Source organism: Paraburkholderia sp. RL17-373-BIF-A, assembly GCF_046030175.1.
Classification (GTDB): domain Bacteria; phylum Pseudomonadota; class Gammaproteobacteria; order Burkholderiales; family Burkholderiaceae; genus Paraburkholderia.
In genome coordinates this window covers 1-15,096 of sequence record NZ_JARESO010000060.1, presented here as the reverse complement: position 1 = coordinate 15,096, position 15,096 = coordinate 1, and the positions used below count along the sequence as shown (strand labels likewise).

Sequence of the window (15,096 nt, the reverse complement as noted above, 5' to 3'; positions counted from 1 at the left end):
TGTTTTAGGCCTGCCGGGAAGCCGTGTCGGCGACATCGGCATACAGTTGGGCCGCCCAGTTAACGCGCCCATCCGGTTTTTCGATGACCGCCGGCAGCGCCTCGGCGCGATTTTCGTGCGCGCGAAAAAGATTGACGATTTCCCGGGTCGGTATGCTCGCGACGAGCGTTGAAATTTTGCCCGGATTGAACCACCGGCAACGCGAAATTTCGTTGCGAGCTTCGGGGGACGCGTCGCGAGGAATATCGGCGCGGAAAACGTGATGGCGTTTGCTGAGACCGCCAAACTGGAACAGGGACGTAAGCTCCATTCGAACGAGTGAAGTCTCTTCTTCCAGCTCGCGCTGGGCGGCCTCCAGGGGCGACTCGAGGCGCTTTCTGGTGCCACCAGGTAGCAACCACCGTGATCGTTCTCGCGCGACCAGAAGAATCTTGCCTTCCCGGCAGCAAATGATGGTCGACCTGTCTTTCATGCTCTCTCCTACAGGACACGTGACTGCTTTATAGGGCAGATTATGGATGATGCGCGGCCGCCCGTTTCGCTGGAGCGTAGAAAACCCGATCGCAAGTTTAGGTATGCGTCCGCATGGTCGTTCGTGTCCGTGGGGCCTCAGGTGGCGCGCGGCGCACGTCAACCGGCCGGCAAAATTGAGATCATGAACTCGGCCCTTTGCTCCTTGCGCATTGGAGTAAGCTGAACGTTAGTAACGGTCGACGGGGAGAACAAACAATGAGAACACGTTCGGCACTTGAGATCTGCCTGCCGCTTGCCCTGTTCGTCGCGGCCTGCGCCTTGTCGCTTCCAACCCTGGTGATTGCCTTTGTCTGGATGACGATTGGCGTTGTCTCGCTTGGGCATCGCACCCTTGACAGCTTCCCGACAGACGGAGTCCCCCGGGAGTGGCATAAGGGGTACCGCGGAGCGTGCCTGTGGTTTTACCACCTCACCTGGTGGCCCTGGTATATGCGATCCCCCCTTCGAGACATCGCTGATCGAATTGGCAGGTCGCTGTCGAGAAGGAGGAATCCGTCGGACAACGTGTTGACCGACGAACATATGGACGGCAGTGTGGGTGAGGCACCTTCGAAAAAGCGCGATTGAACGGGTCGTAATTCTCCCAGTTGTCGAAGTATCTGAGGTTGAGGGTCTTGCCACGATGTCGGCAGGACTTCAGCTAAAACGACAGATCCGGCGTCGACCGTCACGGTCACACTCCGCTCAGAATCATGTTAAAGCCCAGGCATTTCCCGCATTGGATCGTGGGACCACCGCATGACCCCGTTGACCCCGGCACGCGACGGCGCCTCCTGCTGACCGCAGTACTCGCCTCAGCGGGGCTCGGTGCCAATGGGCTGTCGTCCGCATGCTATGGACCGGAAAAGGCCTTCCTCGCGCTGGGCAGTCACCCGGAACTTGGGCCGGTCCTGGCCGTTGCGACCGCCATGACAGTCCTCATCCTGGCGCTTGCTTATACGCAAATCATCGAGCTGTTTCCGTCAGGGGGTGGCAACTACAAGGTGGTGTCGCAACTCCTCGGGCCCGGCATCGGGCTTATCGCGGGGTCGGCATTGCTGGTCGACTACGTTTTGACGATTGTGGTATCGCTGGTGAGCGGCACCGATGGCCTCTTCAGCGTACTGCCGGCCAGTGCCCAGACGCACAAGCAGGCGGTGGAAATCGGCCTGCTGATGTTGCTGGTCGCGCTGAATCTGCGCGGCGTGAGCGACGCGATCCGCTTCCTGCTACCTGTCGTCCTGGCATTTCTGCCGAGCCACGGATTCCTGATCGTCTACGGCATTGCCTCATCGGCGAATAGTGTCCCGGCTGCGGTGACGCATACCGTGACCGGTGCCCACGGTCTGTCACAGCAGATCGGCTGGCCTCTGGTTGCCGCACTATTGCTGCGTGCCTATTCCCTCGGCGGCAGTTCCTTTACCGGCATCGAGGCGATTGCGAACAATGTCAATCTGCTCGCGAGGCCACGCTACCGGACCGGGCGGACAACCTTGCTATCCGTCGCACTGATGCTCGGTTTCATCGCGGGCGGCATCCTTCTTCTCTTTACGCTACGGGGCGTGCGACCCGTCTATGGGCAAACACTCAACGCCGTGGCATTTGGGACGGTGATCGCCAAGCTGCCAATGGTGCCGTTTGCGAGAAGCACGTTGCTGCTGGTCGTACTGGCACTGGAAGGAGCGATCCTGTTTGTGGCCGCCAATTCCATCCTGATCTTTGCGCCGTCGCTGCTGGGTAGCATGGCCACGGACTCGTGGCTGCCGCATCGGTTCTGCAATCTGTCGAGCCGATTGGTACGGCAGAACGGTGTCGTGTTCGTAGGGGGCTGCGCACTCGTGATCCTGATAGCCACCCACGGCGAACTGGGTGTGCTGGTTGTGCTTTACAGCATCAACGTGTTCCTGAGCCTGGCGCTCGCAAAGACCGGTCTGTGCCGCTACTGGTGGACGCGCAGAGCTGAAGTCCGTCACTGGCAGTTGCGCCTCCCTGTGGCGGGCGCGGGCTTTTTGATTGCCACGATGATCCTGTTGGTGACGCTGACGCAGAAGTTCTTCGCGGGTGGGTGGGCGACGTTGTGCGTGACCCTGTTGGTAATCGCTGGCTGCGTTGCTGTACGGCGTCACTATCGGTGGGTCGAAGAGCGGCGCAATGAAATGGATACGATCCGGTCGATGCCAGAGGCTGGCGAGCAGGTGGCGGTCCTCCTCGTGACCGAGCACTGGGGTTCCGCGATTCACACGTTGTTGTGGATTCAGCGCCTCTTTCCGGGGCGGTTCCGGAGCGTCGTTCTAGTCAGCGTCGTCAAGGTGCAGGCGGACGCGCTTGGCACATCAGAAGCCCTCCGGCGCAAGCACGAAAGACTTGAGAATTCCCTGGAACAACTTGAGGCCATTTACGGGAGCGCGGGGCTCGGCGCGAGCCGTATGGTAGGTCACGGTACCGATGCCATCGCCGAGCTGGAGCGGCTGATACTAGAGTCGGTCGCGCGCTTTCCGGGACGTGTCTGTTTCACCAATCAATTGATGTTGCCGGGAAACCGCCGTTTCAGCGAATTGCTGCACAATCAGACCGCTCTCGGTCTTCAGCGCCGCCTGCATCTGGACGGGATTCCGCTGGTCGTGTTGCCCATCACTTTGAGATGATGGGCTGCCTACGACCGAGCGCGCGTGTGGAAAATACAGCGTGACACGGTGCCCCCGCGCAAGCCCGTTCTTCGTACGGTGCCTGGCGCCTCTATGCCGAAAACGGTTTGGCTCCTTAACGGCGAAAGTTCACAATGATACATCTCGCGTTCCTGGAACTCACCAGGTTAGCACGCGACGCTGGCGTGGACGACGTGCGTCCAGACTGGATTACGCGGATCCGCTCTTCATCCGACGTTCATTGGCAACAGCACCATCTGCCGACCCTGCAGATGCAGGCGCGTCTGTATCTCGACAGGTGTCTGATTGTGCAGCCACGCGGTCAGGAAGTTCACCCGCCTGAAAATCAACTTGCTGGCAAAACACACGCTGTTTGGAAACTCGTCCATCGTGGTCTCGGCGAGCTTCATGAACTCGCCGATCGGATGCGTGCCAAAGGCAATCCGGTAGTCCGCTGCTATGCCATGCCGGAGGCAATGCGCAACGTAGTAATCAAGCGATGACGAGATCGTTTGCCGCAAGTGCTCCAGATGCTCCGCGCCTTCGTAGCTCTGCGCATCGACTTCGCCTACAGCCAGAAAGATGAAGTTCCTGAAATGCCCCGGAAAGAGCCGGTTTACCCACAGCAGCGCATGCATGCTCGCCCCGCGATGTTTGCCGACGAGCAGAATGGCGGTGGGCAGCGAGGGGTCCTGCTTGCCGGGGACGCTAGTCCCGTCGACCTCAGGCGGGGTACCGACAAAGAGTGCATCTTCCTTCGCAATCTGCGCACGCGTGTCGGTGTAGTGACGCTTGATGAAAAAGCATAGGGCGACTACCGCGCTCGTGACCAGCACCGTCAACCAGCCGCCGGCGGTGAACTTCTCGATCAACGTAATGACCAGCACGGTGCTCGTCACCGACAGGCCGAGCGCGGATAGCGCGAAGTGCCTGACCCAGCGTTTGCCGTCGCGGCGGTGCTGCCACCAGTACGTGCATAAGCCGAGCAGCGACAGGCTGAAAGTCAGGAACACGTTAATGCTGTACAAGACGACGAGAATCGCCACATCGCCATGCGTCCAGAACAGGATCACCAGACTCGCGATACCCATCACCACAATGCCGTTCTGCCTGACCAGCCGCGTTGACAGATCGCGGAAATGACGTGGCACCCACGAATCCGAAGCCATGTTCGACAGGACGGCCGGCCCGTCGAGGAAACCCGTTTGCGCACCGACCAGCAGCAGTCCCGCCTCGAATGCCAGCACAGCGGCCAGTAGTGCGTGGCGAGCGACCGACGAGCCGAGCCCGAGGTGGTCAATCACGCTGCCGAAGACGACGGCGTTAAGTGTCTGGCCCTCCACCGGCTGCGCATGCCACAGCATATAGAGCAGGATAATGCCGCCCGCTGTAAACGCCAGCGATGTTGCCATATAGAACATCGTCCATTTACCGTTCGGCACGCGGGGCTCAGCCAGCATGTTGACGTTGTTCGAGACAGCCTCCAGTCCGGTATAGGTTCCGCCGCCCAGCGAAAATGCGCGCATGAGCAGCGCCGCGACCACCAGCGGCCCGAGCGCATGCGACATGTTGCGTGCCTCGCCGACCGCACCCGGCACAACGGCAGCCAGATGGTCGCCGTGCACGGCGACGCCGTAGACGATCAGCCCAAGATGCAGCACGACGAAGCCGAGAAAAATCGGCAACAGCACGAGGATCGATTCCCTCATACCGCGGAAATTGAGGCCCGTCATCAGCACGATCAACGTCATTTCGGTGGCAAGCTTGAATGTCTGCGCGGCCACCGGCAACAGGCTGAAGAAGGCGTCGACGCCACTCGCGAGCGACGTCGCCACGGTCAGCACATAGTCGACGAGCAGCGCTGCGCCGGACACCAACCCCGGGCGCGGTCCGAGTAAAGCGGTCGCGACGCGATAGCCGCCGCCACCGGTTGGAAACAGTTCGATGACCTGGTTGTAGCCGAGCGCGATGATGAAGACCGTCGCCGCGGTGGCCAATGCGAGGAACAGCGCGAGCGAATGGTGCTGGCCGAGCGCAAGAAAGGCTTCCTCCGGGCCGTAGCAGGACGAGGACAGGCCGTCCGCACCGAGGCCGACCCACGCCAGTAGCGGCGTGACAGCGATCGCATGGCGTGTACGCGGATCAAGAGGATCGAGCGGTTTCCCGACGATCAATTGCCACATCCTGTTGACGGCGTGCATGGCGTTTCCCGATTGGTTCAGGCAGCGGCAATACCATCGTGAGCGCGAGTATCGCGCCCCCCTCGCAACAGCGACAAGCCGCCGTGGCGCTAGCGGCTTCTGCTCAGGAAATGTAGGCCAGTTCCGCGCGGGACGCCAGTTGGTGTTACCGAGGAGGCGCGAAGCCGACGATTTGAAAGGAATGCGGCTGTCTCTGAGGCCGCAGGCCGGCATGCACCCATACCTCGGTCGCTTGCCCCCAGTGTCGCCGCACCGGCACTAACGCAAAGTCTCTCCGGCTTCATTCGGACTCTTCGGCGCGCGGGAGTTCACTCGCCATGACCAGGAGGGCGGCGCTCAGACCCACCTCGCGCGCTTGAGCTTCCGATAAAGTACGGTACAGCCGGTCAGTGTCGCGAGTAATGTGATGGGGTAGCCCCATGCAAATTTCAATTCAGGCATGTGCTCGAAGTTCATTCCATACAAGCTGAAAATCACGGTCGGCACTGCAAGGATGGCACCCCAGCCGGCCAGTTGCTTGACGACCTCGTTTTGTCTCACGGAAACAAGCGCAAGGTTGACGTGCATCGCATTGGTCAGCATTTCACGCATATCGTCTGTCGCGGTGATCACCTGATGAGCGTGATCCTGAACGTCGCGCACGTAGGCTCGCAATTCCTTCGGAATGACCTCTTCATGGAAGCGAATGAGCTGATTGCATATATCGTCCATCGGGATTGCGGCATTGCGCAGTTCCAGGAGATGGCGCCGAAGATCGTATAACTCTTCAATTGCGCCCTGGTCGAAGTCGGACCTGAACATGTCCGTCTCGATACGATTGAATTGCTCCTCGAACCTGGCAATGATCGGCTGGTAGTTGTCGACCACGAAGTCAAGGACTGAATAAAGCGCGAATCCAGGTCCCTTGCTTAGAAGCTTCGAATTCTCTTCAACACGGGAACGAATGGCGGCGTAGCTTGACGACGCACCGTGCCGGACCGTGACAAGAAAGTTCTTTCCGGCGAACATGTGGGTCTCGCCATACTGCACTGTCCCATCCATTAGTTGTGCGGTCTTCACCACGATGAAGAGCGATTCCCCGTACACCTCGATCTTGGGCCGCTGATGCGCCTTTAGCGCGTCCTCTATTGCAAGATCATGCAGACTGAACTCCTCCTGAATTTTTCGCAGAAACGCCTCGTCGGGTTGCCATACCCCCAGCCAGACAAATGTGTCAGGCTCTTTCACGACTTCACTGATGTCGTCGATAGTCACATCGCTCAAGCGCTTACCAGCCTGGTAAGCAACACTGTTGACAACCATGTCCATCCCGTTCTCCTTCTCGAATTTCGAACATTTTTTAAGTAACTGCCTCGGTTCTGACCGGTGCGAGCCGAGTATCAGATCTGTCGGGAAGTGATCGGCGGATTCAACCGGTGGATGCAATAGTCTGCTGGAATCGTTCGGCGGGCGTTTCGTAGTCCAGCGTCTTTCTCGGACGCTCGTTCAGTCGTCTTGCCACAGCGTTGAGTTTGGCCTGCGAAATACACTGACAGGTCGGTCCCTTTGGGAAAGTACTGCCGCAACAGCCCATTCGTATTTTCGTTCGAGCCGCGTTGCCAAGGATGCTGGGGATCGCAGAAGTAGACCTGAATATCAGTAGCCACGGTGAAGCGTTTGTGCCCAGCCATCTCCGTTCCCCGATCCCATGTCAGCGACTGATAAAGTTCCTGGGGCAATTTGCTGGCATGCCTGATGAGTGCATTGACGACCGTCTCGCTGTCCTTGCTGGCTATCTTAACCAGCATGACGTAACGTGTCTGGCGCTCGACGAGTGTTGCAATCTGGCTGCTGCCACTACCGCACAGCAGATCGCCTTCCCAGTGGCCCGGCACCGCCCGGTCTTCAACGGTCGCGGGGCGTTCGCTGATCGATACGTGTCGCGAATCCTGCCGTGATCGTCCGTCTTCTGCGTATGGTGGCGCGAACGGCGCATGGCCCGGGTGCGCCGCAAGTGTTCCAGCAATTCTTTCTTCAGGGCGCCGCGGGCCTGTATGAAGAGACTGCGATAGATGGTCTCGTGGGACACGTGGTAGTCCTCGTTCTCTGGGTACGCACGCCTGAGCCATCCGGCAATCTGCTGCGGTGACCACTGCAACTGGAGCTTGCCTGCCACGATGTGCGCCAGCGTTCGGTGCTCAACCAGTTTACAGGCTTTAGGACGCCGCGCCCGATCCCATGCAAGCTGATCGGCGTGGCTCGCCCGGTAGCCGCCCGGTCCGCTGTTACGCTTGATCTCACGGCAGATGGTGGAGGGAGCTCGTGAAAGTTGCATGGCGAGCGACTGGATTGAATCGCCAGCAACGAGCCCCCGTGATATCTCCTCGCGCTCAGCCAGCGTCAACGCCAATCTCGATCGATGCCTTTGTGGTGGCTGGATTCCGCCGGTCTCAGCCAGAATCCCTTGTACCGACGAGTGGTTCCGATCAAAAAGCTGGGCGATCTTCTGCAGAGATTCGCCCTTTCGCCAACGTTCCCACATCAGCGCTTTCTGCTTTTCGCTGTAATAAATCCGGCGTCGCTGTTTCATCTGCAACACTCCCACTGCTCACGCAGCTTCTAGTGTGTTGCATCCACCGGTTGAATCCGCCGCGAGCGAGCCGTCGCTAGAAGTGACTGGGTCAAGCTAAGCACCATGGCTATCTTGCTCAAAGGTCATGCCCCGTTCACCCTCGACGGGGCTAACAACGAGAGGAATGAGTGTCTCGGCGGCCTATCTTCCGTGGGTACCACGACGGGAGGACACCAATGCGATTTATTTCCCCGGCTCGATTGGATCAAGCCCCGTCCTTTCGAATACTGCCGACGCTGTCGGCGTTCTCAGATAAGAAATGAGGGCTGCGGCGTCTTCGCGCTCCTGCGCGTTTGTTGATAAGGCAGCGGAAATGACGCTTACCTTCTGGACTTCTTGCGGGAGCGGGCCGACGTACTGGATCCCCTGAATGGCGCGAAGTTCACTGATCTGTTGCAATCCAAGTTCGGCGTCGCCGCGCTCAATGGCCGTTCCGACCAGTTCCTTGCCTTTGATCTGAACACTCCTGGCTTTCGTTTGATCTGAGATGCCAAGCTTGGGGAACAATCTCTCAGTAATATAAGTGCCGCTAGCTCCTTCCGAGAAAGCTACAGATTTCGCTGCGAGCAGTGCATTACGTAGTGTTTCCACAGTACTGACATCCGGCTTCGGCATGCCGACCTGGACCGCGACGCCAATTCGGGACGCAACGAGATCTGTGCGAGTGTCCGGGAGAAACTTACCCTGTCTGATCTGTTCGTCTTGCGCAGGGCGGATCATGAAGCAGACGTCCATTGCTTCGCCATTCTTGATGCGCGTGGGCAACGCGTCAGCGGACGCACCGTATGAAGGCCCCCACGATATGACGAGGTGATTCCCGGTCTGCTGTTCATACCCTGGTCCGAGCTCCCTAAACGCTGCTGACAGCGCTCCGGTTGCCAGGACATGAACGTCAGCGGCATGAACCGCAGTTGACAATAGTGACGCGGTGCAGAGTGCGGCAGACACGGTCGCGCGTCGGAGCTTTGTATTGTTGATGGCCATCGGATTGTCCTTTTTAGTAAGGCTACGGTTTGTTCAGGTGTCGAATCTCGCCGCATGTACTGACATGCGGTGGCTACAGGGAAGATGTGGCCGGCAGGAAGCGCAAAATTGCGCATGCTCCAGCAATTGGCGCGACCGGTTTGGAGCCCGGCCGGATCGAAGATGCGCAAAACCATCCAGCTCCTGGAAGGGAAGCCCGCAACTGCACAGAGAGTCTGCGAATATCCACACGAAATCCAGGAGGGGTACCATCTGCTGCGCCGATAAAACGTCGCCCCCTACAGGTTGCCGTTCCGGCCGCCAATCGCGAGATGATCCGCGGACCAGGCCGCGGCGCTACGATGCGGTCTGATTCGGCAGGATAATCGACCTTTCCACGTTAAGCACGGCAAACCCACTGTCTATGGCAAACCGCACAAATCAACAACCGGAATCGAACGCTACACCATCGAATCGATCGCTCGAACGCGGGCTCGAACTGCTGCGCGCGTTCGGCCCCGGTGCGGCACTTCTCGGCAACGGAGAACTCGCGGAACGCACCGGCCTGCCGAAGGCAACGGTGAGCCGACTTACGCGAACTCTCGTCGAGGCGGGTTATCTCGAGCACGATGCGGCACGCAGGGCGTACAGACTGGGCCTGCCCGTGCTCAGTCTGGCGCAGGCGTTGCGCAGCGGATCCACAGTACTCAATGCTGCAGGACCGCTAATCCGCGATATTGCCCAGGCAAAGCACATCAATGTCGGAATCGCGGGCGCCGACCGGGAAGAGATGGTCTACCTTGAGTCCATTCGTTATAACCAGCGAGCCTCATTACGCACGATCGTCTCGGGACAACGCGTGCCGATGGAACTGACGTCGCTCGGGCGCGCGTATCTCGCAGCACTGCCGCTGGCGGAATTCACCGCCCTGATGGACGCGTTCAACCGGCGCAAACGGAGCGGCTGGGAGCGTCTTGCGCTGGAAATCACTGAAGCTGTAGACGATGTGCGCCGAAGTGGCTTCTGCGTTGCAAGCTGGCAGCCGGAAGTGATTGCACTCGCGACGCCCCTCGCCATTCCCGGACATCGTTTGCTGGTCCTGAACTTTAGCGTCCGCACGGCGGCGTCAAACGACAGCGTTGTAAGCGAACTCGCGGCGCCCCTGCTGCGTCTGCGCGACGAGATTACAGCCGCATGCGCGCGCCTGGAAGGCTGAAGACTGCAAGCCTCTCTTTCATTCCCGGCGTTCACTGATCGCGCGCGCTGGAATACCCAGCACCACTGCAAGACCGCCGAGAATGGAGACGAACGCAACCGCATAGAGCCCCACGGCGCTGCTGCCGAAGTGCGTCGATGCATAGCCGATGACCGAAGGTGCCGAAATCCCGCCAAACTGGCCGAGGCTGCTAATGAGGCCGATGCCGCTTGCTGCGGCGGTGCTCGACAGGTACGCGGGTGGGATCGTCCAGAACAGCGACAGCATGCCCAGATAACCAGCCGTCGCGATGCAAAGCAGTGCTACCAGAATGCCCGCGTGATTCGCCGCCGCCGGCAGAAGCGCGACGCCCAGGGCGGCCATCAATGCGCTTGCCATGAAATGCCACCGCCTCTCCAGCATACGATCCGAGTTCCGGCCGAGCAGATACATCGCGACTGCGCCGACCACATACGGAATCGCGGAAAGAAGCCCAATGTGCCAGTAGTTCGATACGCCGCTTTTCTGGATCACGCTCGGTGCCCAGATGTGCACGACGATGCTCGCCCACGGCACGCTGAAATAGGCGAACGTCAGGAAATAGAACTTTGGCTCCTTCAATGCGGCCCAGATCGAACCATGAGCGCGTGCGGCCTTCGTTTGCGCGTCCCGGTTAAGCTCCGCAAGCAGGAGGGCCTTCTCGTCGTCCGAGAGCCAGGTCGCCTGCTCGGGACGGTCGGTCAGATAGACATAGGCAAAGACACCGGCGATCACTGACGGAAATCCTTCGAGAAGGAACAGCCATTGCCAGCCGTTGTAGCCAAGTAAGCCCGACATGCTATTGAGAATCCATCCCGACACGGGCCCACTGATAATGCCGGATACGCAGATCGCCGTCATGAAGATTGACGTGACTCGGGCCCGCCGCGCGGCCGGAAACCAGTAGGTGAAATAGAGAATCACGCCCGGGAAGAATCCTGCTTCCGCTGCGCCCAGCAATACGCGTGCGATGTAGAACTGCGTCGGCGTCTGCACGAATGCGGTGCTCGCCGAAACGATGCCCCATAGCGTCATGATCCGCATGAGCGTTTTTCTCACGCCGACTCGCGCGAGCCACAGGTTGCTCGGCACCTCGAAGAGCATGTAACCCACGTAGAAGAGTCCCACGCCCAGACCGAATGCGGCGTCAGAAAGACCAATGTCACGCGAGAACTGCAGGTGCGCAAAGCCGATATTGGCGCGATCCAGATACGCGAAGACGTAACAAATAAAGAGGAACGGCAGCAGCCGCCAGGTGACTTTCCGGTAGACGGCCTCTGTTTGCGGTTGCGCAACGGCGCTGACGTCGATTGGACTGGAACGGGCTGCGTGCATCATGTCTCCGGGCTTGTATTGGGCCGCAGGATCGTCGTGGCAAGTGTCCTGCGTTGGAATCCATTATCGGCACCTACCGCTCGATGACAATCCGCCAATTCCATCCAGTGGAATTTCTCGGGCCCTCTGATGAAACGCGCTCCGTTCCACAGGGTGGAATTAACGGGGTGTCATGGGTGGCAGGTGGGGCTAAGCTGCATTGGCAGATTGACCTTGTCAGTCGACTCCAATTCAACCATCGAGACACGCATGAGCCCATCCACTATTCAAGTCACTATCGACTCGCAGGTCGCCACGATCGCGCTGAATCGTCCTGAAAAACGTAACGCCATCACCAACGAAATGCGTGCCGAACTGATCGGGGCGCTGGACACCGTTTCGCGCGATCGGGATGTGCGCGCCGTGGTGTTGACTGGCAACGGCAAGGGGTTCTGCGCTGGCGGCGACGTCAGCGGTATGGCGCAGCGCATTGAAGCACCCGCCGGCGAGATTGCGTTCAATGGCTGGTCCCGCCAGCAACTCGTGCATCACACGGTCAATCTGCTCTACTCGATGCCCAAACCGACCATCGCTGCCGTCAACGGCGCAGCGGCGGGTCTCGGTGCCGATATGGCGCTCTCCTGCGACTTTATCCTCGCGTCACAGGAAGCGAGCTTCACGTGGAGCTACATCAAACGCGGGCTGATCCCCGACGGCGGCGGGATGTACTTTTTGCCGCGACGGGTCGGCCTCGCGCGGGCGAAGGAACTGATCTTCAGCGGGCGCAAGGTGGATGCAAAGGAAGCGCTTGAAATCGGCATCGCGGATCGCCTGAGCGAGCCGGATTTGCTCATCGCCGACGCCCACGCGTGGGCCGCCGAATTGAGCCAGGGTTCGGCCACAGCGCTCGCGCTGGGCAAGAGCATTCTCAACCAGAGCTACGAACTGTCCGCGCATCAAGTGTTTGCACAAGGCAGCCAGGCACAGGCCGTCTGCTACACAAGCCGTGAACATCGTGACTCGGTGCTCGCATTCCTGAACAAAACCAAGTGAGCACGAAGGAGATCGGCATGAACGTAATTTCAAAATTGATGCGCCCGGCGAGCGTAGCGGTAATCGGAGCTTCGGCGGACGCAGCCAAGACTTCAGGCCGCCCGGTGGCTTACCTCAGGAAGCACGGCTTCGTCGGCGACATCTACCCTGTCAACCCGCGTTACGACTCGATCGATGGCCTGCCCTGCTATCCCGATGTAGCGTCGTTGCCGCATGCGCCCGATGTCGGTATCGTGCTGCTCGGGGCCGAGCGCGCCCACGTTGCAGTGCGGGATCTGGCGAGCCGCGGGACGAGCGCTGCAATCGTGCTGGCGAGTGGCTATGCAGAGATCGGCGAGGAAGGATCCAGACGTCAGGCGCAATTGATAGAGGCAGCAGGGTCTATGCGCCTGCTCGGCCCGAATACGATCGGGCTCGTCAACCTGACTGACCGCATCACGCTGTCGGCAAGCGGAGCGCTGGAGACTGACACTTTCACAGTCGGTGGCATCGGCGTGGTATCACAAAGCGGGGGGATTCTTGGCTCGCTGTTGTCGCGGGCGGCAGCACGCGGTATTGGCCTGTCAAAGCTGGTGTCGACGAGCAATGAAGCAGATCTCGACATGGCAGACTTCGTCGATTATCTGGTTGACGATGATTCGACTTCCGTTATCGCGCTCTACATGGAAGGGCTACGTCATCCGGACCGGTTTCGCCGCGCCGCGCTAAGGGCGGCCGCCGCGGGCAAGCCGGTCGTCGTGTTCAAGATCGGGCGCTCGGAATCAGGCGCGCGATCGGCGGTCTCGCATACGGGCGCGCTGGCTGGCTCGGACCGCATGTATGACGCGCTCTTCAGCCAGGTCGGCGTCATTCGTGCCCAGACGTTTTCCGATTTGCTCGACATTCCTCATGCGCTCGCTACTCGTCGCAAGCTCTCCGGGCGACGGGTGGCGATTCTGACCTCGACCGGCGGTGCCGGCACGCTCGTCACCGATAGCCTTGGCATGGCGAACTTTGAGTCACCACCTCCTGACGAGGCAACAGCTGCCAGGCTGCGCGCGCTCCAGACCGGCGACCATGCAGTTCTCGACCGCAATCCGATTGACGTGACGCTTGCAGGTTTGCAGCCGGCTCTCCTGCGTGGTGCGATCGGCACGCTACTCGACAGTCCGACTTACGACGCAGTCGTGGTTATCGTTGGATCGTCTGGCCTTGCGATGCCTGACCTGATGGCTGACGCGATCCGCGATTCGCTGCCAGGCAGTGACAAGCCCGTGATGGCGTTTGTGAGCCCGCACGCACCGGAGATCACGAAGTTGCTTAATGGGCAGGGAGTGCCGGCCTTCCCTTCGCCCGAAAGCGTGACGAGTGCGCTGGCTGCGATGTGGCAACACGGCGAGTCCATGCAACGCGCCGTGAGTTTGAACGAACAACACGCTGAAGCTGAAGTCAACGTGAGCGATCTACCAGCCGGATCACTAAACGAGGCGCAGGCGAAAGAGCTTTTTGCCCGCTTTGGTGTGACAGCGGTGCGCGAGCGTGTCGTCACGAACGCGAATGAAGCCGAGAGCGCCGCTCGCGAGCTGGGTGACAAGGTCGTACTCAAACTGCTGTCGAACACGATCACCCACAAGAGCGATGTCGGCGGCGTAGCGGTTGGGGTCACTGCTGACTGCATCGGGGCTCGCCTGAACCGTATGCGGGACGACGTTGAAACCGCAACTGGCGTATCCGCGAATGCGTTTCTCGTTCAGGAAATGGTGGCCGGTGGAACGGAACTGATTCTCGGCCTTCATCGAGACCCGTTGGGCACAGCATTGCTGCTCGGCATGGGCGGCGTCACAGCGGAACTGTTCAAGGACACGACGATGCGACTCCTTTCCGCCGAAGCGCCGCTGTCGCGCGCAGACGCGTTCGCGATGATCCACGAACTGAAAACGTGGCCCCTGCTAGACGGGTATCGTGGACGGCCGCGCGCTGATATTGACGCCCTCGTGACCGCAATCGTCGCCTTTGCACGAATGGCGGTGCGGCTTGGCGGGCGTATTGTCGAAGCAGAAATCAATCCGATCTTCGTGCTGCCTGCGGGCCAAGGCGTACGGGCGGCTGACGGCGTTGCCGTACTCGAATCGGAGGCTCACGATGGATGACGATGCTCTGGTCACACTCGACGAAACATCCCCGCTCGCCTATTTTGCGCGTGCCGAGAGTGAGGTGGCAAATCCCACCCACATCGACCTCTCGATTGCAAGTGTCGTAGAGTCGATCGCCGTGATCGGGTAGGTGCGCGCGCCTACCGGTAACCAGGAAGCAAGAGCGTGAGAATGTGGCTAAGCAGAAGCCTGGTCTCGGCAACTGTCTGCAAGATTGCAATTCAAGATTTGCCTCAGTGCTTGGTGGATCGTCGTTGTATCCCTTTCGGATACAACAGGATCGTCCTATCAGCAAAGCGGTGGAACATACCAAAATCCTAGCCACTATCTGCGGATGGCGAAATCGCGCTTCAGTTGCGCATTTCCGAAGGTCTTGACTGCAGTAACCTACCGAGAAGCGGCAACCAACGGCTATGAAATGCTAAGGATC

The 15,096-nt window shown here is 59.7% G+C and carries 12 protein-coding genes and 1 pseudogene; 7 read left to right on the top strand and 6 right to left on the bottom strand.

Translation table 11 applies throughout. The features are described 5' to 3' along the window. Positions 1-4 precede the first annotated feature (4 nt). Positions 5-472 carry an NUDIX hydrolase gene (locus tag P0D80_RS40300; RefSeq protein WP_408292062.1) on the bottom strand — a complete coding sequence of 156 codons (468 nt, stop codon included), beginning with the start codon at positions 470-472 and terminating at the stop codon, positions 5-7. 257 nt (positions 473-729) lie between these two features. Here P0D80_RS40300 and P0D80_RS40295 point away from each other — a divergent pair, with 257 nt between their 5' ends. Next, a complete protein-coding gene (locus P0D80_RS40295) occupies positions 730-1,101 on the top strand; it encodes a hypothetical protein (RefSeq protein WP_408178732.1) in 372 nt (123 codons plus the stop codon). A 125-nt stretch (positions 1,102-1,226) separates the two neighbouring features. Then, on the top strand, positions 1,227-3,158 hold the full coding sequence (locus tag P0D80_RS40290) for an APC family permease (RefSeq protein ID WP_408292060.1): 1,932 nt from the start codon (positions 1,227-1,229) through the stop codon (positions 3,156-3,158). Positions 3,159-3,385: 227 nt separating this feature from the next. Here P0D80_RS40290 and P0D80_RS40285 read toward each other — a convergent pair whose 3' ends face one another. From P0D80_RS40285 to P0D80_RS40270, 4 genes and pseudogenes are all read right to left on the bottom strand, one after another. Further along, positions 3,386-5,359, bottom strand: a complete 1,974-nt coding sequence (locus P0D80_RS40285) for an APC family permease (RefSeq protein WP_408178734.1) — start codon at positions 5,357-5,359, stop codon at positions 3,386-3,388. Between the two features lie 336 nt (positions 5,360-5,695). Then, positions 5,696-6,667, bottom strand: coding sequence for a magnesium and cobalt transport protein CorA (locus P0D80_RS40280; protein ID WP_408178735.1), 972 nt, complete (start codon positions 6,665-6,667; stop codon positions 5,696-5,698). Positions 6,668-6,767: 100 nt separating this feature from the next. After that, positions 6,768-7,928, bottom strand: a pseudogene (locus tag P0D80_RS40275) (IS30 family transposase). Positions 7,929-8,153: 225 nt separating this feature from the next. Then, positions 8,154-8,954, bottom strand: a complete 801-nt coding sequence (locus tag P0D80_RS40270) for a molybdate ABC transporter substrate-binding protein (RefSeq protein ID WP_408178736.1) — start codon at positions 8,952-8,954, stop codon at positions 8,154-8,156. A gap of 403 nt (positions 8,955-9,357) precedes the next feature. Between P0D80_RS40270 and P0D80_RS40265 the strand changes: the two genes are divergently transcribed. Then, positions 9,358-10,149 (top strand): IclR family transcriptional regulator, encoded by a 792-nt coding sequence (locus tag P0D80_RS40265; protein WP_408292056.1) that lies wholly within the window; start codon positions 9,358-9,360, stop codon positions 10,147-10,149. An 18-nt stretch (positions 10,150-10,167) separates the two neighbouring features. Here the strand turns inward: P0D80_RS40265 and P0D80_RS40260 are convergent, their stop codons facing one another. After that, the gene (locus P0D80_RS40260) at positions 10,168-11,502 is read right to left on the bottom strand and encodes an MFS transporter (RefSeq protein WP_408178738.1); all 1,335 of its coding nucleotides are present in this window, start codon (positions 11,500-11,502) and stop codon (positions 10,168-10,170) included. Positions 11,503-11,751: 249 nt separating this feature from the next. Here P0D80_RS40260 and P0D80_RS40255 point away from each other — a divergent pair, with 249 nt between their 5' ends. The 4 genes from P0D80_RS40255 to P0D80_RS40240 all read left to right on the top strand — a co-directional run. Next, entirely contained in the window at positions 11,752-12,534 is a 783-nt protein-coding gene (locus P0D80_RS40255) for an enoyl-CoA hydratase/isomerase family protein (protein WP_408292053.1), read from the top strand. 17 nt (positions 12,535-12,551) lie between these two features. Beyond that, positions 12,552-14,663, top strand: a complete 2,112-nt coding sequence (locus tag P0D80_RS40250) for an acetate--CoA ligase family protein (protein ID WP_408292051.1) — start codon at positions 12,552-12,554, stop codon at positions 14,661-14,663. Beyond that, the gene (locus P0D80_RS40245) at positions 14,656-14,796 is read left to right on the top strand and encodes a hypothetical protein (RefSeq protein WP_408178741.1); all 141 of its coding nucleotides are present in this window, start codon (positions 14,656-14,658) and stop codon (positions 14,794-14,796) included. Before P0D80_RS40250 ends, P0D80_RS40245 begins: the two co-directional genes overlap by 8 nt. Before the next feature lie 84 nt (positions 14,797-14,880). Next, positions 14,881-15,096: hypothetical protein (locus P0D80_RS40240; RefSeq protein ID WP_408292049.1), on the top strand; the 216-nt coding region annotated here is incomplete at its 3' end.

Bases quoted from the DNA above. Each gene is read 5' to 3' on its own strand.
- P0D80_RS40300 (WP_408292062.1), bottom strand. From the start codon at position 472: ATGAAAGACAGGTCGACCATCATTTGCTGCCGGGAAGGCAAGATTCTT.
- P0D80_RS40295 (WP_408178732.1), top strand. From the start codon at position 730: ATGAGAACACGTTCGGCACTTGAGATCTGCCTGCCGCTTGCCCTGTTC.
- P0D80_RS40290 (WP_408292060.1), top strand. From the start codon at position 1,227: ATGTTAAAGCCCAGGCATTTCCCGCATTGGATCGTGGGACCACCGCAT.
- P0D80_RS40285 (WP_408178734.1), bottom strand. From the start codon at position 5,359: ATGCACGCCGTCAACAGGATGTGGCAATTGATCGTCGGGAAACCGCTC.
- P0D80_RS40280 (WP_408178735.1), bottom strand. From the start codon at position 6,667: ATGGACATGGTTGTCAACAGTGTTGCTTACCAGGCTGGTAAGCGCTTG.
- P0D80_RS40270 (WP_408178736.1), bottom strand. From the start codon at position 8,954: ATGGCCATCAACAATACAAAGCTCCGACGCGCGACCGTGTCTGCCGCA.
- P0D80_RS40265 (WP_408292056.1), top strand. From the start codon at position 9,358: ATGGCAAACCGCACAAATCAACAACCGGAATCGAACGCTACACCATCG.
- P0D80_RS40260 (WP_408178738.1), bottom strand. From the start codon at position 11,502: ATGCACGCAGCCCGTTCCAGTCCAATCGACGTCAGCGCCGTTGCGCAA.
- P0D80_RS40255 (WP_408292053.1), top strand. From the start codon at position 11,752: ATGAGCCCATCCACTATTCAAGTCACTATCGACTCGCAGGTCGCCACG.
- P0D80_RS40250 (WP_408292051.1), top strand. From the start codon at position 12,552: ATGAACGTAATTTCAAAATTGATGCGCCCGGCGAGCGTAGCGGTAATC.
- P0D80_RS40245 (WP_408178741.1), top strand. From the start codon at position 14,656: ATGGATGACGATGCTCTGGTCACACTCGACGAAACATCCCCGCTCGCC.